Below are 20182 nucleotides of genomic sequence, written 5' to 3'. Positions count from 1 at the left end.
GCCCCTGCCTCGGTCATCCGTGCGCAGGGACGCCCTCAGGTCTTCTCTCTATGTCCGGCATAGCCGCTGACGGGCCCGCCCGCGAGGGCCGATCGGCCCTCTGCCGGGTCGTCACGAACCGGTGGTGTGTCACCGGAGCCTCTCCTACGACGTACGACCTGCCCGGCGCCGTGGGCCCGGTCGACTCGTGCGGGCCGGGGAACGGACCCAGTCGACGGTCAGCCGGTCGCCCTCGTCCGTGACCTCGGTGCCCATCTCGGCGCAGGCGCGGATCAGCCGGTCGGCGGTCCATGTGTACTCGGCCCGGTCGGCGATCCGGGTATGGCAGCAGTCCAGGGCGATCGGAACCGCCTCGGTGCGCACCGGGCCGTGCTCGTCCAGGGTGACCAGCCACAGCAGGCCCAGGTCGTTGCGCAGGGCAGGGTGGACCGCGTAGTCGTCGATGAGATCACCCAGGTCGTACAGGACGCCGCGGGTGAAGCCGTGGAAGACGTGCGCGGAGTGCCCCACCACCAGGTCGGCCCCCGCGTCGACGAAGACGGAGGCGGCACGGCGGACGTGCGGGACGGGCCGCGCGGTCATGTTGGGACCCCAGTGGACGCTGACCAGGGCGATGTCGGTAGTGCGGGCCAATGCGCCGATCGCGTCGACGAGCCAGGCGGGCACCTCTCCGTGCCACAGGTCGGCATAGGCCACGCCCGGCCTGGCGTCCGCGGCGGCGAACTCGGCGGGGTGATCCGCGACGGCGATGATCCCGATGCTGAGCCCGCCGACCTTCCGGACCAGCGGTGCGCGGGCCTCCTCGGCGTTCGCCCCTGCCCCGACCGTGCGGATGCCGGCGCGGGCCAGGTGGGCGCGGGTGTCCATGAGCGCTTCGGGGCCGTAGTCCAAGGCGTGGTTGTTGGCCAGGAACACGGTGTCCGCGCCGAGGTCGGCCAGCATGTCGGCGGCGCGGGGCGGAGCGCGGAAGAAGAACGCCTTGCCCGGCACGTCGATGGGCGTGCCGTGGTCGGAGACGCAGCATTCGAGGTTCAGCAGGAAGAGATCGGCGCTCTGGACCAGCTGCTGGACAGCGTGCGTGAACAGCGGGCGCGGCTTGCGGTGCGCCAGCGCCTCGGCGACCCCGCGGCCCAGCATGGTGTCACCCGCCAGAGCGATCGTGACGGTCATGATCTCCACCTCCGACCTTCCGGATTTTTGAGTCTCACGCTCGACTGCGGCGTGCGGGGTGGGTCGAACAGCCCACCTCGAAGGACAGTCGGCCCCGGCGGCGCCGTAGTGCCGAGGTCCGCCGCGTCGGCGTGTTCGCTATGTGTGCGCGGCGAGCGACACGGTCGACGGCCGGTTCCGGAAGTGGACGATCGCGTCGGCGATCACCAGCGGTCCGATGGAGGCCCGGTAGTGGTGGCCGCACAGGTACAGGTCGACCGGGCGGCCGTTGCCGGCCGGTATGAGGATCTTCACCTGTGGTGGGGCGGAGCAGCAGCACGCCCGTGTGGGCCACCTGATCGCTCCGTCGTCAACGGTGTCGGCGTGGGTGTCGTGGGGCTTGTGGTCGGCATGGAGTGGTTGTCGCACGTCGTCGAGAGCTTTCTTCTGCGGAGGCCGACGGAGGCTGTCGTCGGCATTCCAGCCGACGAGGTCGCCCTCTGGAACCGTCAGGACGGGGCAGGCGGCATGCTTGGCGCAGTAGCGGCAGGTGGAGCGGTGGAACCAGCGCCATGGCCAGAGTCGCCGCAGGCGGCGGACGGGCGGCTTGCCCACGACCAGCAGGTCGTCGTCCCGGTGCGCCGCGGCGACCAGCACGTGACCGGGGCGGCCGATCGCCGCCACCAGGTTGACCCGTACGTCATGGGGCAGTCCCCCCAGCGCGTGCTCGAAGGCCCGCGTCACCGTCCTCAGTTCCCGCTGCTCACAAGCCGCCTGCAACTGGTCCCAGGGCTCGGACGTCGGCGGTTGCGGCATGCGGGGCAGTCGCCAGTCGAGCGGGTTCGGCGGGGCCGCACCAGCGCCGCTCGGTACCGGGTAGGCCCGCACGGCCATCAGCTCCCGGCCCAGCGCCCTGGCCTCGGCGACGGCTGCGTGCAGGGCACGCAGACCCGCCGGGGAATCGTCCACTCCGACGATGACACGGCCACCGGACGATCCTTTCATCACCCGTCACCGTCCCTCGCTCGCGGCTTCTCAACACCAGCATCCGTGGGAGCACGCCGGCCGGGCATGGGCCACAGGTACTACGTACGGGGACGCCCGGCCCCAGGCCTCGTCGCCTCCACGCCCGCGCCGGGCGCCCGGAAGGCCGGCTTCCGCCGGGCCGAGGGGACCGTCCGGCACAACCGATGCTCGCCGCCTCCGGGCCCGGTCCCCCGTCAGCGTGGCGGGCGCCGCCAGCGCTGCCGCTGCCCCGAACGCCCCGTCCCCGACCCGCTCACTCGGCCCCGTTCTGCGAGAGCCTCCCGGTCCGGTCCGTGCCGGAGGCCGGACCGGCGGATGTCTGGCCTGCGCGCTCTCCGGCGGGCTTCTTGGCGACGGAGACCCGGCGGGGCGCGATGGTCTCTCCCGCGGGGCGCGCACTCGGGGGCTGGATCCCGAGCAGGCCGTACACCACCGAGCCGTCCACGGTCTCCCGCCTGAGCAGCAGGTCCGCCAGCTCCCGGAGTTGCACGCGGTGCCGGCTGAGCAGGTCGGTGGCATGCCGTTCGGCCTCGCGCAGCAGGCGGGCGACCTCGTCGTCGATGGCCGCCTGGGTGGCCTCGGCGAAGGGGCGGCTGCTCATGGCGGGTGTGCCGCGGCCGAGGAAGACCGAGCCGCCCTGCGGATAGCCCACGGGACCCAGCGCGGACGACAGTCCGAACTCGCGGACCATCTTGATCGCCAGCTCGGTCGCTCCGGCGAGATCGTTGGCCGCGCCGGTGGAGCCCTGGCCGAGGACGACGAGTTCGGCCGCACGCCCGCCCAGCCGCACGGCGAGGGTCTGGTTCAGATAGTCCTCGCCGTACAAGTGCCTTTCGACGAGCGGCAGTTGCTCGGTGACACCGAGGGCCTGGCCGGCCGGCAGGATGGTGACCTTGGCGACCGGGTCGGCGCTCGGGGACAGAGCGGCGACCAGTGCGTGGCCCGCCTCGTGCACCGCCACGGCTTCCTTCTCCGCGGGCAGCAGCACGTTGGAGCCCTCCCGGCGGCCGAGCAGGATCCGGTCGCGGGCTGCGTCGAAGTCGGCGGCCGCCAGCACCTCGCGGCCGTCCCGGACCGCGACGATGGCGGCCTCGTTGGCCAGGTTGGCGAGGTCGGCGCCGGAGAAGCCGGGCGTGCCGCGAGCCACCACGTCCAGGTCGACGTCCTGGCCGAGTCGCTTGTCCTGGCAGTGCACGGCCAGGATCGCGGCGCGTTCGGCGAGGGTGGGCAGCGGAATGGTGACCTGGCGGTCGAAGCGACCGGGGCGCAGCAGGGCCGGGTCCAGGACCTCGGGCCGGTTGGTGGCCGCCAGCACCACGATTCCCTCGGCCGCCTCGAACCCGTCCATCTCGGAGAGCAGTTGGTTCAGCGTCTGCTCGCGCTCGTCGTTGGACACGACGGCCCCGGCGGCGGCCCGCCTGCCCCCGAGCGCGTCGATCTCGTCGACGAACACGATGACCGGGGCCCGCTTGCGCGCCTCCGCGAACAGGTCGCGCACCCGGGCTGCGCCCACACCCACGAACATCTCCACGAAGCTGGAACCGACCACCGACAGGAACGGCACCTCCGCCTCGCCCGCGACCGCGCGGGCCAGCAGCGTCTTGCCGGTGCCCGGCGGGCCGACCATGAGCACGCCGCGCGGAGCCATCGCCCCGGCGCGGCGGTAGCGTTCGGGCCGCCGCAGGAAGTCGACGACCTCCGCGATCTCGCCCTTGGCACCCTCGTACCCGGCGACGTCGGCGAACGTGGTCTCGGGCCGTTCGGCGTCGAACACCTTCACCCGGGACTTGCCGACCCCGCCGAGCGCTCCGGTCATCTGCGCGGCCGCGCCCCCCGACAGCCGCCGCCAGAACCAGAAGATGATGATGAACGGTCCCAGCAGGAGGATCAAGGACAGCACCTGGGAGCCGAAGGACGTCGTGGTGGACGGCTGGGACGCGGTGACCTCGACCTTGTGCTTCTCCAGGCGGCTGAGGAGCTGATCGCCGGCGAGCTGGACCGGGACGACGGTGCTGAAGGTGTGCCCGTTGGCGAGCCTGCCGCTGGTCTGCCCGTCGGATTTGATCGTGACGGACTTGACCTTGCCGGCGTCGACGTCGGTGAGGAACGTCGAGTACGTCAGGTTCACCTTCTGCGGCTCGGTGGACCGCGTCGCGGGCAGCACCGTCCACAGGCCGAGGGCCAGGACGATCGCCAGGGGCCACAGCCAGTGCCGCCAGGCGGGCGGGCGCGGCGGCGCGGTCGGCGCCGGCCGGTCGCCCGGTGGCGGTGGCTGGGCCTGCTTGGTCATGGCGTCTCCATGCGTTCTCGGGCGGGCCCACCGGGTGCGGGGTCGGGGGCGAAGGCGGACGCGCGGCGAGCGGAGCAGAAGGGGTGGACGGCGCGGTCGGATGCCGGCTCGCACCTCCACTGTCGCGCTCGCACCCATGCCCCCACAGGGGCCCACCGTCCCCGCGCACCGGGCTGCCCGGCCCAGCCGGACGTGCGGGGCCGTGGACGCCGCGCACCGTGGCTGCCGGGCGCGCGGGCGTCATAGCGCTCCTCACACGGGCGTGACCTCATCGAGGTTGACGGGGCGCGGGTGGGAGGCGGCCCCCACGTGCCGCAGCCGCTGTTCGGCCTGCTCCGGGGAGGGCGATTCACGGGTGAAGACGTCCTGCCCGACGGCTGTGGCCTCCCAGGTGTTGGCCGCGGCGGCGGATGCCGTGAGCAGCCAGGTGGCGCAGATCCGCTCGTCGCCGTCGTCGTAGTACTGGCCGCTCCAGCTGGTCACCGACCCGGCGTCCGTCCGTCCGTTGCGCCAGGCCACCGTCCAGCCGAGCGGGGTTCCGTGCTCCGGATCGGCAGCCGCCTCGCACCGGCCGACCAGCGGGTACGTCCCGATGGCGTGCCCGGCGGCGGAGACGTAGGTGCCCTTGACGTTGCCGGCCGGATCCGTCGTGATCCGCATGTGGGAGCCGATCTCGTTGTACCAGTCACCGCTGATGCTCATCGCTCGTCCCTCCTTGGCATACGGTCCCGATCTCATCTGCGTGACCAAGCGGTCGGTGCCGTTTGCCCTTCTCTTCCACTACAGGCGTCCCGTTGCCGCCGCACCAGGGCCGAGCAGACCCTTCCAGGACCCGAAGGTCTGCTCCGTACGGATGCATGGCTCGACATGCGGGATCACCATGGAAGGCAGGGGACTTCTCGCAAACGGAGGTTGTCATGGCTGACAACGAAACTTTCGTCCGGGACCTGTTCCGGGCATGGAACGACCGGGATTACGACGCCATCACCGAATCGGTCGCTCCGGACTGCACCCTCACCGAGGAGGGCAGCGGAAGGACACTGCAGGGGCCGGAAGGCTTCACCCGGCTCGCGAAGGCCATGTTCGACGCGATGCCCGACGGCAAGTACACCCTCGACCACCTCACCAGCCAGGGCGACACCGTCGTCATCGAGTACACGACCAGCGGGACCCAGACCGGAGACCTGACCCTGCCGGCCGGCACCCTGCCCGCCACGGGACGTCACGTCACGGTGCACGCGTGCGACATCTACGAGATCCACGACGGCAAGATCCACGAAGGCCGCGCCTACCTGGACACGGGCGCCATCATGAACCAACTGGGGCTGACCGCAATCCTGTAGCACCGATCGGGGACGTACCTGCGCCCCGGCAGTGGACTGGCCGGCCAGAAGGCCCGGCCCCAAGCCGAGCGACCACCCCGGCCTGGGTCGTTTGCCCCTTCCGGAGGCTTCCTGCTTCACCGCGCTGTGCGGGCACGGGTGCCCGTCTTGCCGGCGCTCCACAGGCGTATAGAGTCTCCGCCCGCCCGGGCCGCAGGTCCACGCACGGACGTGCAGGGGCTTGGGGCCGTCCCGGATTCCCCAAGCCGAGCAGAGCCGAGAGATCTTCCACGTACACCGCTTGGTTGTCGCGAATGATCTGTGTGGATGCCTTGTGGTCGAGGTCCCGGCGCCGGGCACAATCCGTGACGCCGACACCATCGTGGTGCTCGGCCACGGGACCATTGTGAAACGGGGCAACCATCATGAGCTGCTGCGGCGGCCCGGCCACTACGCGGGGCTCGTGGGCCGCCAACTCGAATCCGGCGAGACGCGCCGCCTGAACCGGCATCCTGTGAACAAGCATTGACCATGCCCGGCGGCCGTGACCCCACCGGTTTCCACAAGGGCTACGCCTCCGCAGAAGCGCCGGTTCGTGCCAGGGCGGCGGCCAGCAACGCCTGTGCGGACTCCCGCATCAGGGCCGCCGCCTCCCTTCGTGACACGGCGGCGACGTCGACCATCCAGACCCAGGCTTCGATTCCGGAACCGGCACGAATGGCGACGGCGAGGCGTCTGCGGTCGATGTGCGGATGCGACTCGGCCAGCGGCGCCAGGGCATCCTCGATCCAAGTGATCGCTCTGCCCTGCCGCAGGACCGGGCGGCCGTCGCGCGGCGTCCGCGGTTCCTGATCCAGGGACAGCCGCAGCGCCGCTCGCAGCTGCGGCTCCCATCTGCGCAGGATCTCCGTCTGCTCGGCCATCACCAACTCCAGACGGTCACCGACGTCGTCGGGTGCGTTCTGGCCGAGGAGGCTGGGCCGGTCGATGGCCGGGATCGCGGCCAGGAGGAGCTCTCGCTGATTGGGGAAGTAGCGGTAGGCCGTGGTGCGGGAGATGCCGGCGGCGTCGGCCGACTGCTCGACGGTCGGGGTCTGCCCGCTGTCCAACAGGGCGCGTGCGGCCTCGAGGAGAGCGTCGCGGGTGCGCCGCTTCTGCCGGATTCGCCCCGTCGACTCATATGGTACTGCCATGCCTTCATGGTACCGTAGTCCCATGAACGATCCTGTGGTCACTGATCCGCAGCTGTATCGGGTCGTGTGGGAGAACGAACGGGTGCGGGTGCTGGAGTACCGCGACGCACCGGGTGACGAGACGCATCTGCACGCCCATCCGGACAGCGTCATGGTGACGTTGTCGTCGTTCCAGCGGGTGATCACGGCCGGAGGCCGAGAGGTCCCGGTCACGCTGGAGGCAGGGCAGGCGCGCTGGCTGGACGCCCAGGAACACCAGGGCCGCAACGTCGGCCCAACAGCCACCCATTCTCTGTTCATCGAGCTCAAGGAACCCAGGCCCGGCGGTCTGACGCCAAGGGCCCCGGAATCCCCGGGATCACATACGCTGCGACCGTACGACGAGTCCCGCGGGGTCCGGCAGCGGCCGGGACCCGGCCCACCGGAGGCGATGGCCCTGATCACCCTGGATCTGCACCCCGTCTTCCGCAGCGATCGCGCCATCGACACGGCCCTTCGGCAGGCTCTCTTCAAGGCCGCCGCCACCGGGGAGGACGTCGTCCAGATCATCCCGGGCAAGGGGACCGGCCAGCTCAAGAAGCGCGTGCTGGCCGTGCTGGCGCAGAAGCACCTGAGGAAGCTGTACGCCCGCGTGGAGACGGATCCGACCAACGCCGGCCGGATCCTGGTCCATCTCCGTTGAAGGCCGGTCGTCCCGGGACCGCGGTCAGACGGGCGCTTCCGTCAGGCCCGTCGACAGCCATCGCACCACCGACTCGGCACTGTAGGTCCGGCCTTCGGGGGCCAACTGCCGCAGGAAGCCGAGGTCCTGGCCGATGGTGACGATGGGCGGTTCGACCACGCCGTGCGGGCGGCGCTGACCGAGCCCGACGGCGGCCAGCAGTCCGTTGCACAGGCACTGCCGGCCCTTCGTCTGGTCGGGAGCGCCGCCCTTGCGGACGTACATCGCGGCCGGTTCCGCAGGACAGCGGTAGGCGACGGCGCCGTGCTCGGTGCGGTAGGGGGTGCGCAGATAGCCGAGGTCGCAGAGCCGGCGGCGTGCCGCGCTCACGGTCGGGTCGGCCAGTGTGCCGGGCAGGTCGGCGACCTTGAACGGGAAGCTGGTCGGAGAGGCCGCGGGATCGTTGCGGACGGTCAGTTCCGTGCGCAGCTCACGCTCGACCAGCCTGCGCCGCAGCGGCGCGTCGAGGCCCGACTCCTCACAGAGCGCGAAGACGCTGCCGAGTTGGACGCCGGCCGCTCCCGCCGCCCGTGCCCGGCGCAGTTGTTCGGGTCCGCACTGGCCGCCGGCGATCCAGAAGGGCAGGCCGAGGGCCGCCATCTTGGCGAAGTCGGGGATGTCACGCGGTCCGTAGACGGGGTCGCCCTGCTCGTCCAGGCGCATCGGCCCGCGCGGTGGCGCGCTGTGCCCGCCTGCGCCGTGGCCTTCGACGACGAAGCCGTCGGGCGTGGTCTGCGGCGACCGGCTCAGATACGACGCCAGGGCCGGCAGCGAGACGATGGCCAGGACGTCGGGGCGGCGCAGGGGGCCCGCCTGCGCACCGCACAGGACGGAGGCCGGATCGAAGGCCAGCTCTACGGCGGTGTCGTCACCCTCGACGTCCAACCGGGCCGTGACGGGCTGGAGTTGGGCGAGGCGGGTCGCCATGCCCGGGATCTCCGCCGGAATGCCGGCGCCGACCAGGACGTAGTCCACGCCGGCCAGGATCGCGCCGAACATGGCAGGAGCCGTGGCGAGTTGGACCTTCGCCAAGTAGTTGATGCCGACCCGTCCGTCGTGGCCCTCCTTGGCGAGCCACACCTCGCAGAAGTTGGCGACGACCGTCAACTCCCTTGCCGCACAGGCTTCGTCGGCCGTCAGCCGAGGTGTGGCGGCGTATCGCTCGTCGGCGCCGATCCCGCCCTCGACGAAGTAGCGCTGCCGTATGGAGTCGGCGAGTTCCGGGACGGGGAAGGCGGCGAGGGCCCGCCTGAGGTGGCCGCCGGGGTCACCGCTCTGCAGCGTCCGGATCAGCAGGGTGTCCAGGGCGGTGCCCGAGACGACGCCCAACTGCCCGGTCCGCGCGACGGAACGGGCCAGGCGCCAGCCGGACACCCCCACCCCCATTCCCCCTTGGATCAGCCAGGGCAGGTCCGTTTTCGTCCCGGGTGTGCTCATGGTTCCTCGCAAGGATGATCGCCGGTTCGGAACACGTACTTACGGTGCCGTAACCTACGCTACCGTAACCAAGGGCGCCGTTGGCGGCCGGGAGATGGGGGGCGAGGCAGAACTTCAGCGTGTGGATTCGGTGATCTGCTGGGTGCCGAGGACGGCGAGCAGGTCGAGGGCGTCGGCGCTGTCGGTGCCGACCGCGGGCGTGAACCAGAGCAGCCGCTGCCGGCCGTCCTCGCTGAACAGATTGAGGCAGTTGACCTCGATCACGCCGAGTGCGGGATGGTTGAGGCGCTTGCGGTCGTTGCGCCGGAACGCCACGTCGTGGTCGGCCCACAGGGCGGCGAATTCCTGGGACGTCGCGAGCAACGAGCTGATCATCGAGCCGGCTTCGGTGTCCTTGCTGTCGCGTCGGGCGGCCGCCGCCCGCAGGTCGGCGACGAAGGCGCGGGACTGCGCCGCGTGGTCGGCTTCGGGATACAGCCGCCGGGCCGCGGGGTCGGTGAACCACCGGTGCACGAAGCTGGCCCGCGGGCCCCGAAAACCGGAGTGGTCCCCGAGCAGCGCCACCGCGAGCGGGTTCTGTACGAGAGTGACGTGCAAATCGGTGATGACCTGTGCGGGGGTCGACGTCAGACGGGTGAGCAGATCCAGCATGCCGGGATGGACGTGCGAGGCGGCCGAGCCGTGCGCCGGCACCGGGCGGTCCGCCAGGTGGTAGAGGTAGTCGCGCTCGTCGGCGGTCAGGCGCAGCGCGCGTGCCAGCGCGGCGATCATCTGCTCGGAGGGCTGGGACCCGGCTCCGCGTTCCAGCTCGTTGTAGTAGTCCACCGAGGCTCCGGCGAGCTGCGCGACCTCGTCCCGGCGCAGTCCCGGCACCCGGCGCCGAGGGCCGGTCGGCAACCCCACGTCGGCCGGGCGGATGCGCTCACGCCGGGAACGCAGGAAGAGCCCCAGCTCGGTGTATTTCCCAGAACCCATGCCTGCCATTGTGCGTCCGGCCGGAGAGACGGAACCAGGGGACGGCATCACCTGGTTCCGCCCGCCGCAGCCCCGCATCGTGGAGGACATGACTTCGCAACACAGCACGTCGGCGGCCGTACGGGTCGCCATCGTCACCGGCGGTACGCGCGGCATCGGCCGGGGGGTGTCCCACCGGCTCGCCGAGGACGGCCTGGCCGTCGTGGTGAACTACGCAAGGGACAAGGACTCCGCCGAGGAAACGGTGGCGGCGATCACCGCCGACGGCGGCCGGGCGCTCGCGGTACAGGCGGACGTGGCGGACGAGAAGGAGGTCGCCGCACTGTTCGACCGGGCGCAGGAGGAGTTCGGCGGCGTGGACGTCGTGGTGAACTCGGCCGGCCGGATGGCCCTCTCCCCCATCGCCGACCTCGACCTGGCGGAACTCGACGCCATGCACCGCACCAACATCCGCGGCACCTTCGTCGTCGCCCGCGAGGCCGCCCGGCGGCTGCGGGCGGGCGGTTCGTTCGTGGGGTTCTCCACGTCCGTGGTGGGCACGCAGTTCCCGGCCTACGGCGCGTACGCGGCCAGCAAGGGCGCCGTCGAGTCGATGACCCTGATCCTCGCCCGCGAGCTGCGCGGACGGGACATCACCGTGAACACCGTCGCCCCCGGCCCCACGGCCACGGACATGTTCCTCGAAGGCAAGACGCCCGAGCAGATCGACCGGCTCGCCAAGGCCCCGCCGCTGGAGCGGCTGGGCACCGCGCAGGACATCGCCCAGGTGGTCGCCTTCCTCACCAGTCCGGCAGGGCACTGGGTGAACGGCCAGATCCTGCGCGCCAACGGAGGCATGGTGTGACGCATCGACCGAACGTCGTCGTGGTCACCGGAGCGTCCAGTGGCTTCGGGAACCTCACCGCACGCGCCCTGGCCGAGGCCGGCCACCATGTGTACGCCGGCATGCGCGCCACCACCGACCGCAACGCACCCGCCGTCGCCGCACTCGCCCGGTTCGGGAAGGAGCGCGGCCTGCACACGGCCGCCGTGGAGATGGACGTCCAGGACCAGGACTCGGTCGACGCCGCCATCGACCACGTCATGACCGAGCAGGGGCGCATCGACATCGTGGTCCACAACGCCGGCCACATGGTCCTCGGGCCGGCCGAAGCCTTCACCCCCGATCAGCTCGCCGAGGTCTACGACATCAACGTCCTGTCCACCCAGCGGGTCAACCGCGCCGTGCTGCCGATCATGCGCCGCCGACGACAGGGCCTGCTCGTGTGGGTCGGTTCCTCCTCGACCCGGGGCGGACATCCGCCGTTCCTCGCGCCCTACTTCGCCGCCAAGGCCGCCATGGACGCCCTCGCCGAGAGCTACGCCGCCGAAGCGGTCAAGTTCGGCGTCGAGACCACCCTCGTCATCCCCGGCGCCTACCCGAGCGGCACCAACCACTTCGCCCATGCCGGCGCACCCGCCGACACCGTGCGCGCCACGGAGTACGACGAGCTGTACGGCCGCCTCAGGAGCACCATGGCCGAGAGGCTGAGCGACATCTTCCCTGCCGGCCGCGAGGCCGGGGAGGTGGCCGACGAGATCGTCCGGGTCGTCGGTCTGCCGCATGGTGAACGCCCCTTCCGTACCCACGTCGATCCCAGCCGGGACGGAAGCGAGGTGGTGTCGATCATGTACGACCGGATCCGCGCCGAGTTCTACCGCCGCATCGGGATCGACGAACTCCTCGCCCCGCACGCCAGCCTCTGATCACGCTCGACAACCCGTTCAAGGAGACACACTCATGCCTTTCGCCCATTTCAAGGTTCCCGCGGGCACCATCAGCGCCGAGGACAAGAAGAAGATCGTCGAGCGCACCACCGACCTGTACGCCGAGATCTACGGCGAGCGGGCCCGCCCCAACACCCTCGTACTGATCGACGAGGTCGTCGACGGCGGCTGGGGCTTGGGCGGCACCGTGCTGACAGCCGCCCTGCTCAACGGGGAGGAGTGACCCCCCGCGGGGTCTCGCTCGTCCTTCTCAGCGCAGTTGCTCGGCCAGCCCGACGATGATCCCTTCCGGGCCTTGGACGTAGCAGAGCAGGTAGCTGTCCTCGAACCGGGCGATCCGGCCCAGGAGTTCGGCGCCGTGAGGGCGCAGGCGGGCAACGGTGTCCTCGATGCCGTCGACGGCGAACATGACGCGGTGCGTGCCCAGAACGTTGTGCGGCCGGTCGCGCGGCTCGACGCCGAGCGCCGCCGGGCTGCGGTACCTCGCCAGCTCGAGCCGGCTGTGTCCGTCCGGGGTCCGGAGCATCGCGATGTCGCAGCGGACGCCTTCGAGTCCGGTGCACTGGTCGGCGAAGGGGCCCTCGACCTGCGCCCTTCCCTCCAGCTCCATGCCGAGTTCCACGAAGAACGCGACGGCGGCGTCCAAGTCCTCGACGACGATGCCGACGTTGTCCATCCGCTGAATCGCCATGCTGCGTGCTCCTTCTTCCTCGTACGGCCGGTGCCGGCCGCTGACGTCCCTGGGACGGAGCCGACGGCACGTTCTCGACATCCGCGGACCACCGAACCGCAAAAAGAGGGTCTGCGCCGAGCCACGTACTCGCGGAAGACGCTCTTGTCACGATGGTCCTTCTAGGGTGTGCGCAGCGAGCAGCACCCGGTCTCAAGGAACGCCATGCCCCACAGCCCCGTCCCGACGCAGCCGGGAACCAGCCGCAGTACCTCGGCGACCATCGCGCCGAACATCCTGCGCTGCCTCAGCCCGGTCACCGAAAGGTGCGGGGTCGATCTCCGGCCCGAACTGAGCCGGGTCGGGCTGGACGAGGCGATGATGCGTTCGGCGGCGCTGCGGGTCTCCTACCGCCAGGGCAGTGCCGTCATCCGGCGTGCGCTGGAGCTCACCGGTGACCCTCACCTGGGCCTGCGGGTGGGCGCCGCTCAGCACCTGACCTCCTGGGGGCTCCTCGGCTTCGCCCTGATGGCCGCCGGCACCCTGCGGGAGGCCGTGGAGACCGGTGTGCGCTTCCAGAACCTGTCCGGGGCGATGGTGGTCTGGTCGGCCGGGCCGGAGGACGCCGGATATGTGCTGCGGACCGAACTGCCCGATCCCGCCCTCGACCCGACGGTCGCGGTCTTCCTGGCGGAGGAGGCGTTCGCAAGCGTCGTCGCCCTCACACGGCTCAGTTCCGGGCAGGAGTTCGCGCCGTCGGTCGTCGAGTTCGCCTTTCCCGCCCCTCGCGACACTGGGCCGTTCACGGAGTTGTTCCGCTGCCCGGTCCGCTTCGGCGCGGTGACGAACCGACTGGTGTTCCCCACGGCATGGGCGGCGCGGCCGATGCCGGGCCGCGACCCGGTCACGTACGCCTCCGTCGTGGAGATCCTTGAGGAGCAGGCGGCGTCGACGCGCGATCGGCAGGATCTGCTGGAGGTGCTGGAGATCTCGATCGCGCAGAGCCTGCCCGAGGTGCCGTCCTTCGTCGAGCAGGCCCGGCGGCACGCATTGAGCGAGCGCACGCTGCGCCGGCGCCTGGCCGAATGCGGCACGACGTACGAGGCGGTCGTCGACGGAGTGCGCCGCGAGCGGGTCGAGCAGTTGCTGCGCCGGACCGAGCCGACCCTGCGGGACATCGCCCGGCAGGCGGGCTTCTCCGACGTGCGCGCCCTGCGCAGGGCGGTGCACCGCTGGCACGGGGTGACCCCGGCCCGGCTGCGCGGGGGCGCCGGGGAACCATGAGGCGGACGCCCTTGTCCCCCGGCCAGGCGTCAGCACGCAACCGCCGTGCCAGGCGTCAGCGCGTACGGATCCAGACGGTCTTCTGCCTGGTCCACTGGGCGAAGGCGTCCGTGGACTTCTCCGCACCCCCGAATCCCGACTGCTTCCACCCTCCGAACGGCGTCGTGATGTCGCCTTCGCTGTAGGAGTTGACGGAGACCACCCCGGCCTCGACGCCTCGCGCGAGCCGGAACGCGGTGTCGAGGTCGCGGGTCCACACCGAGGCGGCGAGCCCGTACTCGGTGGCGTTCGCCAGCCGCACCGCCTCGTCCTCCGAGGTGAACGTCTGGACGGTGACGACGGGGCCGAACAGCTCTTTGGTGAGCACGTCGCTGTCCGCCGGGGCCCGGCTGATCACGGTGGGCGGGTAGTAGGCACCGTACGCCGGCAGGCCGTGGGGCAGGCCGCCGGTGTGGATGTGGGCACCGGCGGAGCGGGCCGCGTCCACGGCGCCCGCGACCCGGTCGAACGCCGCACGGTCGATGAGCGGCCCCACCCGGGTGCGCGGGTCGGCGGGATCACCGACGGTGAGCTGCCTCGCGGCGGCGGTGAACCTCTCCAGTACCTCCTCGGCGATGCTGTGGTGGACCAGGACGCGGGAGCCGGCGGTGCAGTTCTGTCCCGTGGTCAGGAAGGCGGCCTCGGTCATGTGGTCGATCAGTACGTCGCCGTACTCGAGGGCGTCCGGCATGAGGATCTGGGGGCTCTTGCCGCCCATCTCCAGGCTGACCCGCTTGAAGTTGGACGCGGCGGCGTCGGCCAGGACGCGGCGCCCGGTGGCGGTGGAGCCGGTGAACGACAGGGCGCGCACCAGCGGGTCGCGGGCGAGCGCCGTACCGGTGACGGTGCCGTGCCCGGTGAGGACCGTGAGCACGCCGTCCGGCAGCCCCGCCTCGGCCGCCAGGGCGGCCAGGTGCAGGGTGGAGCGCGGGGTGGCCTCGGCGGGCTTGAGCAGCAGCGAGTTGCCGGCGGCGAGTGCGGGGCCGACTTTCCAGGCGGCCATGGCGAGCGGGTAGTTCCAGGGCAGGATCGCGGCGGCCACCCCGATCGGTTCCCGGCTCACCAGGCCCAGGCCGTCGTGGCCGGTGGGGGCGACGCGGCCGAAGACCTTGTCGGCCGCCTCCGCGAACCAGCGGATCGACTCGATCGCCGCGGGGACGTCTCCCGTACGGCACTCGGTGATCGGCTTGCCCGCGTCCTCGCAGTCCAGCCGGGCCAACGTCCCGGCGTCGCGCTCCATGAGGTCGGCCAGGCGCAGCAGGACGGCCGCCCGCTCCCGTGGGGGCCGGCCGGCCCAGACGCCGTCGGCGACGGCCTCGTACGCCCGCTCGGCCGCCCGCGCGACGTCCTGCTCGCTCGTCGCCGGCACGGTGGTGATCAGTTCCCCGGTCGCCGGGTTGACGACGTCGAGCGTCTCCTCGACCCGGGTGGTGGCCGTCCGGCTCATGCTTCCTCCACCAGTTCCCACCGGCCGCCGACCTGGCGGGCCAGTCCTCTGCGGCGCAGGTCCTCCAGATAGCGGGCCATGCCGCGCTCGCCCCGTTTGCGGAACAGCGGGAAGAGCCTCGGGAGCAGGTTCGGCGCGAGCATCGCGCACCGCACCAGCCGGGACTCGCCGGAGCGGACGTACGCCTCCAGGCGGGGCTTGTCCAGCAGGCGAACGACCGCGCGGACGACGTCGGACGGCTGCTGCGGCGCGTCCTGGAACTGCATCGAGTTCCCGCCGTCCACGGCCTCCTGCCGCAGCATCCGCGTGTCGGTCGCCGACGGCAGCACCGAACCGGCCTGGATGCCCTTGTCCCTGAGGTCCAGGCCGATGGCGAGCATCGCGCCGCGCAGCCCGAACTTCGAGGCGGTGTAGATCGGGGTCTCGCCCAGCGGGAAGATCCCGCCCAGCGACACCGTGGTGACCACGCGCGGGTCGCCGGAGGCCCGCAGCAGCGGGACGGCGATCCGGGTCGTGACCAGCGGGGCGACCAGGTTGACGTCGATCTCCCGCTCGATGCTGTCGACGCTGCGCACGTCGAAGCGCTCCGCGCTGGTCATGCCCACGTTGTTGACGAGGACGTCGACACGGCCGTGGGTGACGGCGACGCCGTCGAGCATCCGTTGTACGGCGGCGCCGTCCAGCAGGTCGCAGCCCAGCCCGGCGTGCCCGGCGCCGGGCAGCTCGGCGGCGGTCCGCTCGGCCTTGGCCGCGTCGATGTCGACCACGAGGAGCCGCGCACCGCCTGCCGCGAAGCGGTGGCACAGGGCACTGCCGATGCCCCCGGCGCCGCCGGTCACCAGGATGACCTTGTCACGGAAGTCGTACGTCATGACGCCACCGCTTCCTGCCGCACGGACGCCGCCCGAGGCGGCAGACCCGCGGTCCGCCAGCCCATCTTCCCGGCGACCTTGCCGAGGTACTTCACGAACGCGTCGCTGTGCACGTAACCGGTGTGGCGCGGCGAGTCGACGAACTTCAGTCCGCCGGACAGGTCCGGCCGGTCGTCGCGGATCAGGCCGGCGAACCGCTCGGCGGTCGCCAGCCCGGCCCCGCTGTCGCGGATGAAGGAGGCGATCAACTGGGCCTGGCTGTCGAAGAGCTGGTAGGCGCCGGAGTTGGTCTCCACGAAGCCGACGCCGAACAGGCCCTCGTGCCGGCGGGAGAAGGAGCACAGGTAGAGGTCGGGGTGCTGTTCGTCGCCGAAGTACCGCTGCGCGACGGGGACTTTGTGGAGGTATCCCGTGGCCAGCAGGATCAGGTCGAAGTCGTCGCTGGTGCCGTCGGTGAAGTGGACCGTCCGGCCCTCGGTGCGGGCGATGCCGGGCCGGGCGGTGATGTCGCCGTGCTGGAGGTGGTGCATCAGCAGCGAGTTGATGGCCGGGTGGGTCTCGAACAGCTTGTGGTCCGGCTTTTGCAGACCGAGCCTGCGGGGGTCGCCGTTGACGAGGCGCAGCAGGCCGCCGAACAGCTTCTGCTGCAGCCACATCGGGAGGTGCGGGCCGCCCGCGGCGATGGTGTCCACAGGTCGCCCGAACAGGTGCTTGGGGATGAACCAGTAGCCGCGGCGCATGCTGATCGCCGCGTGGTCGGCGGACCGCGCCGCGTCGCAGGCGATGTCCAGCCCGGAATTGCCCGCGCCCACCACCAGCACCCGCTTGCCCCGCAGTTCCGCGCTGCTGCGGTAGGTGACCGTGTGCCGGATCTCTCCGGTGAAGTCGCCCGGCAGATCGGGGACGTTGGGGTGCCACTGCGATCCCGTGCACACGACGACCTGCCGGTGGACACCGGCCCGGCCGTCGGCCCGGGTGACCGTCCAGGTGCCGTCCGGGTTCTTCTCCACGCTGCGGACCTCGGTGCCGAACTCGATCCGGTCCACGAGCCCGTAGGCCTCGGCGAACGAGGTCAGGTAGGACAGGATCTGCCGGTGCGGCGGGTAGTCGGCGAAGTGGTCCGGCATCGGATAACCCCCGAACCCGGACAGCGACTTGCTGGAGATGAAGTGCGCCGACTCGTACATCGGACTGCCCGGGTTGTCGATGTCCCACAGGCCGCCCGGCCCCGTGTGGCGCTCGATGTGCGTGTACGGCAGATCCCGCTCGGCCAGCGCCCTGGCGACCGCCAGTCCCGCGGGTCCGGCACCGATCACACAGGTGTCGTGCTCGTTCTCACTCACTGTTTCGATCCTTCTTCGACGTTTGGGGGGTTGCGGGGAACCTATGCACCGCGCGAACGCCACGAACTGACCCCTGCGGCCACAGAGGGGACCGCAGCGGCCAGCGACAGGCCGCTGCTGTCCGGCCTGTTCCGGGTCCCCGCACCCCCATCGGGACGTGACCGGGATCACAGGCGTCAGGTGCATCGTGGCGTGGGGTCCAATGTCTTTTCAGGAATGTAGGGGCCTGGTCGAAAACGGGGACGGTGCGTGTGGAACAGGGTCGAGCCGAAGGGTTCGACGGGTTCGTGGCAAGTCGCTGGTCGGCGTTGTTCCACCTCTCCCGTCTGCTCGTGGGAGGCGATCGGCACCGGGCCGAGGACCTGCTGCAGGAAGCCCTGGTCAAGCTCTGGTTCGTCTGGCCGAGGATCGCCGAGGAGGCCCCGGAGGCATACGTGCGCAAGGTGCTGGCACGCGCGGCGGCGCGCTCGGCACGGCGACGCTGGTGGGGCGAGCGCCCGGTCGAGCAGTTGCCGGACCTGCCCGCGGCGGGCGACGTGTCCGCGGCCGTCGCGGAACGCTCACGGCTGGAGTGGGCCCTGGCCCAACTGCCGCCGCGGCAGCGGGCCGCGGTGGTACTGCGCTACTACCAGGACCTCTCCGAGAAGCAGGTCGCCGAAGTACTGGGCTGCCCGGTGGGCACCGCCCGGTCCCATGCCTCGCGTGGCGTGGCCCAACTGCGTCGCATCCTGTTCGACGTCATCGAGCCGGTGGGGTGAAGGAGCCGATGGACCACTTCGAACGGGAGTTGGCGCGGATGATGCGCGACACCCAGGAATTCACCCCCTTCGGGGCCGAGCACCAGGCGCGTCTGCGCGCCGGGGTCCAGACCCGCAAGCGGGTCCGCACGGTGCGGACGGCGGCCGGTTCCGTCCTCGCCGTGGCGGGACTCGGGCTCGGCTTCTTCATGCTGCCCCACGCCCCGGCGGAGAACAGGCCGCAGGCACCGCACCCGGAGCCCACGACGAGCCAGGTGTCCCCGGCACCGGAACCGCCCCCGACACCCACGACCGCAGCACCCCCCAGCACGACCACCCCGTCGAGCACCGCCGACGCCACCGGTCAACCGCCCTCGTCGACCACGGCACCGCCCCCGAACCCGAGTTCCTCCACATCCGTCTCCACCCCGCCGCCGACCTCGCCGACGACGACGCCGCCGCCCGAGCGCACGTCGACACCCCCCTCCCCGACAGCGCCGTCGACGGCACCGGCCTCGGCGGCGGGCTCCGCCAGTCCGGGGTGACAGGAGCGGAGCCCGTCCTTCCGAGTCCCCTCTCCTGACCGCACCGCACACCGCATCGCGAAACCGCCGTGTCTGCCCTCGGCATGCCCTGCACCGACACCTGAATCTGGACGGACCGTGACAGAACTGACGAAGCAACTGCCGCTGCCCACACCGGTGTCGGCGCACCACCGCGACCCCGTCCTGGACGTGGTCGTGCCCGTGTACAACGAGCAGGCAGACCTGGAGCGCAGCGTAAGGCGGCTGCACGCGCACCTGCGCGAGACGTTCCCCTACCCCTTCCGCATCACCGTCGCGGACAACGCCAGCACCGACGAAACCCCACAGATCGCGGCCCGCCTCGCGGCCACGCTTCCCGAGACGCACTGGCTCCGCCTGCCGCAGAAGGGCCGGGGCCACGCCCTGCAGGCCGCGTGGTCGACCTCGCGGGCGCCGGTGCTCGCCTACGTCGACGTAGACCTCTCGACCGATCTGGCCGCGCTGCTGCCGCTGGTCGCCCCGCTCATCTCCGGGCACTCCGACATCGCCATCGGCACGCGCCTGGCCCGCGGCGCCCGGGTGGTCCGCGGTCCCCGCCGGGAGGTCATCTCCCGTTGCTACAACGCCCTGTTGCGCTCCACGCTCGCGGTGGGCTTCTCCGACGCGCAGTGCGGCTTCAAGGCCGTGCGGCGCGACGTCGCCGAACGGCTGCTGCCCCTGGTGCAGGACACCGGGTGGTTCTTCGACACGGAACTCCTGGTGATCGCGGAGCGGGCCGGGCTGCGCATCCACGAGGTACCCGTCGACTGGGTCGACGACCCCGACAGCAGAGTCGACATCCTGTCCACGGCCCTGGCCGACCTGCGGGGCATCGCCCGGATCGGCCGGGCACTGGCCCGCGGGGCGTTGCCGACGGCCGCACTGCGCCGCGACGACGGCGGACCGTCGAGCGGCCTGGCCGGCCAACTGCTGCGGTTCTGCGCGGTCGGAGCCGTCAGCACCGTCGGGTACGTACTCCTGTACGCGGCACTGCGCCCCGCGACGGGAGCGCAGGCCGCCAACGCCGGCGCACTGCTGCTGTGCGCTCTCGCCAACACGGCGGCGAACCGGCGGCTCACCTTCGGGCTGCGAGGCCCCGGCGGCGCCCTGCGCCACCACGCCAAGGGCCTGCTGGTGTTCGTCCTCGGCCTGGCCCTGACCAGTGGCTCCCTGGCCGCGCTGCATCACCTGGTCCCCGCGGCGGTACGGTCCGTGGAGATCGCGGTGCTCGTCGCCGCGAACCTTGCGGCCACCCTCGTCCGCTTCGCGCTGCTGCGCGCGTGGGTGTTCCGCGCCCACCGTCACGGGACGGGCTCGGCGACCGCATGAACGACACCCTGACCCCGG

The 20182-nt window shown here is 71.5% G+C and carries 21 protein-coding genes; 10 read left to right on the top strand and 11 right to left on the bottom strand.

Annotated elements, in window-relative coordinates; all coding sequences use genetic code 11:
* Positions 1-144: 144 nt before the first annotated feature.
* The 4 genes from M8J74_RS17260 to M8J74_RS17245 all read right to left on the bottom strand — a co-directional run bounded on the left by M8J74_RS17260 (position 145) and on the right by M8J74_RS17245 (position 5167).
* Positions 145-1170: a CapA family protein gene (locus M8J74_RS17260; RefSeq protein WP_249837257.1), complete on the bottom strand. Its 1026-nt coding sequence runs from the start codon at positions 1168-1170 to the stop codon at positions 145-147.
* A 138-nt stretch (positions 1171-1308) separates the two neighbouring features.
* Positions 1309-2154: a universal stress protein gene (locus tag M8J74_RS17255; RefSeq protein WP_283948252.1), complete on the bottom strand. Its 846-nt coding sequence runs from the start codon at positions 2152-2154 to the stop codon at positions 1309-1311.
* A gap of 274 nt (positions 2155-2428) precedes the next feature.
* Positions 2429-4465, bottom strand: coding sequence for an ATP-dependent zinc metalloprotease FtsH (gene ftsH, locus M8J74_RS17250; RefSeq protein WP_249837255.1), 2037 nt, complete (start codon positions 4463-4465; stop codon positions 2429-2431).
* A 252-nt stretch (positions 4466-4717) separates the two neighbouring features.
* Complete coding sequence (locus M8J74_RS17245; protein ID WP_249837254.1) at positions 4718-5167, bottom strand: avidin/streptavidin family protein; 450 nt, start codon at positions 5165-5167, stop codon at positions 4718-4720.
* 215 nt (positions 5168-5382) lie between these two features.
* Between M8J74_RS17245 and M8J74_RS17240 the strand changes: the two genes are divergently transcribed.
* Both M8J74_RS17240 and M8J74_RS17235 read left to right on the top strand, forming a co-directional pair.
* Entirely contained in the window at positions 5383-5808 is a 426-nt protein-coding gene (locus M8J74_RS17240) for an ester cyclase (protein ID WP_249837253.1), read from the top strand.
* Between the two features lie 313 nt (positions 5809-6121).
* The gene (locus M8J74_RS17235; protein ID WP_249837296.1) at positions 6122-6316 is read left to right on the top strand and encodes a hypothetical protein; all 195 of its coding nucleotides are present in this window, start codon (positions 6122-6124) and stop codon (positions 6314-6316) included.
* 40 nt (positions 6317-6356) lie between these two features.
* On the opposite strand, the gene M8J74_RS17230 is transcribed toward M8J74_RS17235, so the two are convergent.
* Entirely contained in the window at positions 6357-6980 is a 624-nt protein-coding gene (locus tag M8J74_RS17230; RefSeq protein ID WP_249837252.1) for a TetR/AcrR family transcriptional regulator, read from the bottom strand.
* A gap of 22 nt (positions 6981-7002) precedes the next feature.
* Here M8J74_RS17230 and M8J74_RS17225 point away from each other — a divergent pair, with 22 nt between their 5' ends.
* Positions 7003-7662: a Smr/MutS family protein gene (locus M8J74_RS17225; protein ID WP_249837251.1), complete on the top strand. Its 660-nt coding sequence runs from the start codon at positions 7003-7005 to the stop codon at positions 7660-7662.
* Positions 7663-7686: 24 nt separating this feature from the next.
* Here M8J74_RS17225 and M8J74_RS17220 read toward each other — a convergent pair whose 3' ends face one another.
* The gene (locus M8J74_RS17220) at positions 7687-9138 is read right to left on the bottom strand and encodes a nitronate monooxygenase (protein ID WP_249837250.1); all 1452 of its coding nucleotides are present in this window, start codon (positions 9136-9138) and stop codon (positions 7687-7689) included.
* A 114-nt stretch (positions 9139-9252) separates the two neighbouring features.
* Positions 9253-10122 (bottom strand): helix-turn-helix transcriptional regulator, encoded by an 870-nt coding sequence (locus M8J74_RS17215; protein ID WP_283948251.1) that lies wholly within the window; start codon positions 10120-10122, stop codon positions 9253-9255.
* A gap of 79 nt (positions 10123-10201) precedes the next feature.
* Here M8J74_RS17215 and M8J74_RS17210 point away from each other — a divergent pair, with 79 nt between their 5' ends.
* From M8J74_RS17210 to M8J74_RS17200, 3 genes are read left to right on the top strand one after another with little or no spacing between them, the layout of a single operon-like run.
* Positions 10202-10957, top strand: a complete 756-nt coding sequence (locus M8J74_RS17210; RefSeq protein WP_249837248.1) for an SDR family oxidoreductase — start codon at positions 10202-10204, stop codon at positions 10955-10957.
* Positions 10954-11859: an SDR family NAD(P)-dependent oxidoreductase gene (locus tag M8J74_RS17205; RefSeq protein WP_249837247.1), complete on the top strand. Its 906-nt coding sequence runs from the start codon at positions 10954-10956 to the stop codon at positions 11857-11859. Before M8J74_RS17210 ends, M8J74_RS17205 begins: the two co-directional genes overlap by 4 nt.
* Before the next feature lie 34 nt (positions 11860-11893).
* Positions 11894-12103: a tautomerase family protein gene (locus tag M8J74_RS17200; RefSeq protein ID WP_249837246.1), complete on the top strand. Its 210-nt coding sequence runs from the start codon at positions 11894-11896 to the stop codon at positions 12101-12103.
* A gap of 27 nt (positions 12104-12130) precedes the next feature.
* Here M8J74_RS17200 and M8J74_RS17195 read toward each other — a convergent pair whose 3' ends face one another.
* Positions 12131-12571: a VOC family protein gene (locus tag M8J74_RS17195; protein ID WP_249837245.1), complete on the bottom strand. Its 441-nt coding sequence runs from the start codon at positions 12569-12571 to the stop codon at positions 12131-12133.
* A 204-nt stretch (positions 12572-12775) separates the two neighbouring features.
* Here M8J74_RS17195 and M8J74_RS17190 point away from each other — a divergent pair, with 204 nt between their 5' ends.
* Complete coding sequence (locus M8J74_RS17190) at positions 12776-13834, top strand: AraC family transcriptional regulator (RefSeq protein WP_249837244.1); 1059 nt, start codon at positions 12776-12778, stop codon at positions 13832-13834.
* A 55-nt stretch (positions 13835-13889) separates the two neighbouring features.
* Here the strand turns inward: M8J74_RS17190 and M8J74_RS17185 are convergent, their stop codons facing one another.
* From M8J74_RS17185 to M8J74_RS17175, 3 genes are read right to left on the bottom strand one after another with little or no spacing between them, the layout of a single operon-like run.
* Positions 13890-15320 (bottom strand): aldehyde dehydrogenase family protein, encoded by a 1431-nt coding sequence (locus M8J74_RS17185; RefSeq protein WP_249837243.1) that lies wholly within the window; start codon positions 15318-15320, stop codon positions 13890-13892.
* Entirely contained in the window at positions 15317-16192 is an 876-nt protein-coding gene (locus M8J74_RS17180; protein ID WP_249837242.1) for an SDR family NAD(P)-dependent oxidoreductase, read from the bottom strand. The genes M8J74_RS17185 and M8J74_RS17180 overlap by 4 nt, the downstream gene beginning before the upstream one ends.
* Complete coding sequence (locus M8J74_RS17175; RefSeq protein WP_249837241.1) at positions 16189-17535, bottom strand: flavin-containing monooxygenase; 1347 nt, start codon at positions 17533-17535, stop codon at positions 16189-16191. Before M8J74_RS17175 ends, M8J74_RS17180 begins: the two co-directional genes overlap by 4 nt.
* Before the next feature lie 251 nt (positions 17536-17786).
* Between M8J74_RS17175 and M8J74_RS17170 the strand changes: the two genes are divergently transcribed.
* The 3 genes from M8J74_RS17170 (at position 17787) to M8J74_RS17160 (ending at position 20164) form a co-directional block, all read left to right on the top strand.
* Entirely contained in the window at positions 17787-18293 is a 507-nt protein-coding gene (locus tag M8J74_RS17170) for a SigE family RNA polymerase sigma factor (protein ID WP_249837240.1), read from the top strand.
* An 8-nt stretch (positions 18294-18301) separates the two neighbouring features.
* On the top strand, positions 18302-18817 hold the full coding sequence (locus tag M8J74_RS17165; protein WP_249837239.1) for a hypothetical protein: 516 nt from the start codon (positions 18302-18304) through the stop codon (positions 18815-18817).
* A gap of 117 nt (positions 18818-18934) precedes the next feature.
* Positions 18935-20164, top strand: coding sequence for a bifunctional glycosyltransferase family 2/GtrA family protein (locus M8J74_RS17160; protein WP_372500198.1), 1230 nt, complete (start codon positions 18935-18937; stop codon positions 20162-20164).
* The last annotated feature ends 18 nt before the right edge of the window (positions 20165-20182 follow it).

Source organism: Streptomyces panaciradicis, assembly GCF_023516615.1.
Classification (GTDB): domain Bacteria; phylum Actinomycetota; class Actinomycetes; order Streptomycetales; family Streptomycetaceae; genus Streptomyces; species Streptomyces panaciradicis.
This window is presented reverse-complemented; position numbering and strand designations above follow the sequence as displayed.

Excerpts from the sequence above, each read along its gene's own strand:
- M8J74_RS17260 (WP_249837257.1), bottom strand. The coding sequence starts at position 1,170 with ATGACCGTCACGATCGCTCTGGCGGGTGACACCATGCTGGGCCGCGGG.
- M8J74_RS17255 (WP_283948252.1), bottom strand. The coding sequence starts at position 2,154 with ATGAAAGGATCGTCCGGTGGCCGTGTCATCGTCGGAGTGGACGATTCC.
- ftsH (WP_249837255.1), bottom strand. The coding sequence starts at position 4,465 with ATGACCAAGCAGGCCCAGCCACCGCCACCGGGCGACCGGCCGGCGCCG.
- M8J74_RS17245 (WP_249837254.1), bottom strand. The coding sequence starts at position 5,167 with ATGAGCATCAGCGGTGACTGGTACAACGAGATCGGCTCCCACATGCGG.
- M8J74_RS17240 (WP_249837253.1), top strand. The coding sequence starts at position 5,383 with ATGGCTGACAACGAAACTTTCGTCCGGGACCTGTTCCGGGCATGGAAC.
- M8J74_RS17230 (WP_249837252.1), bottom strand. The coding sequence starts at position 6,980 with ATGGCAGTACCATATGAGTCGACGGGGCGAATCCGGCAGAAGCGGCGC.
- M8J74_RS17225 (WP_249837251.1), top strand. The coding sequence starts at position 7,003 with ATGAACGATCCTGTGGTCACTGATCCGCAGCTGTATCGGGTCGTGTGG.
- M8J74_RS17220 (WP_249837250.1), bottom strand. The coding sequence starts at position 9,138 with ATGAGCACACCCGGGACGAAAACGGACCTGCCCTGGCTGATCCAAGGG.
- M8J74_RS17215 (WP_283948251.1), bottom strand. The coding sequence starts at position 10,122 with ATGGCAGGCATGGGTTCTGGGAAATACACCGAGCTGGGGCTCTTCCTG.
- M8J74_RS17210 (WP_249837248.1), top strand. The coding sequence starts at position 10,202 with ATGACTTCGCAACACAGCACGTCGGCGGCCGTACGGGTCGCCATCGTC.
- M8J74_RS17200 (WP_249837246.1), top strand. The coding sequence starts at position 11,894 with ATGCCTTTCGCCCATTTCAAGGTTCCCGCGGGCACCATCAGCGCCGAG.
- M8J74_RS17195 (WP_249837245.1), bottom strand. The coding sequence starts at position 12,571 with ATGGCGATTCAGCGGATGGACAACGTCGGCATCGTCGTCGAGGACTTG.
- M8J74_RS17190 (WP_249837244.1), top strand. The coding sequence starts at position 12,776 with ATGCCCCACAGCCCCGTCCCGACGCAGCCGGGAACCAGCCGCAGTACC.
- M8J74_RS17185 (WP_249837243.1), bottom strand. The coding sequence starts at position 15,320 with ATGAGCCGGACGGCCACCACCCGGGTCGAGGAGACGCTCGACGTCGTC.
- M8J74_RS17180 (WP_249837242.1), bottom strand. The coding sequence starts at position 16,192 with ATGACGTACGACTTCCGTGACAAGGTCATCCTGGTGACCGGCGGCGCC.
- M8J74_RS17165 (WP_249837239.1), top strand. The coding sequence starts at position 18,302 with ATGGACCACTTCGAACGGGAGTTGGCGCGGATGATGCGCGACACCCAG.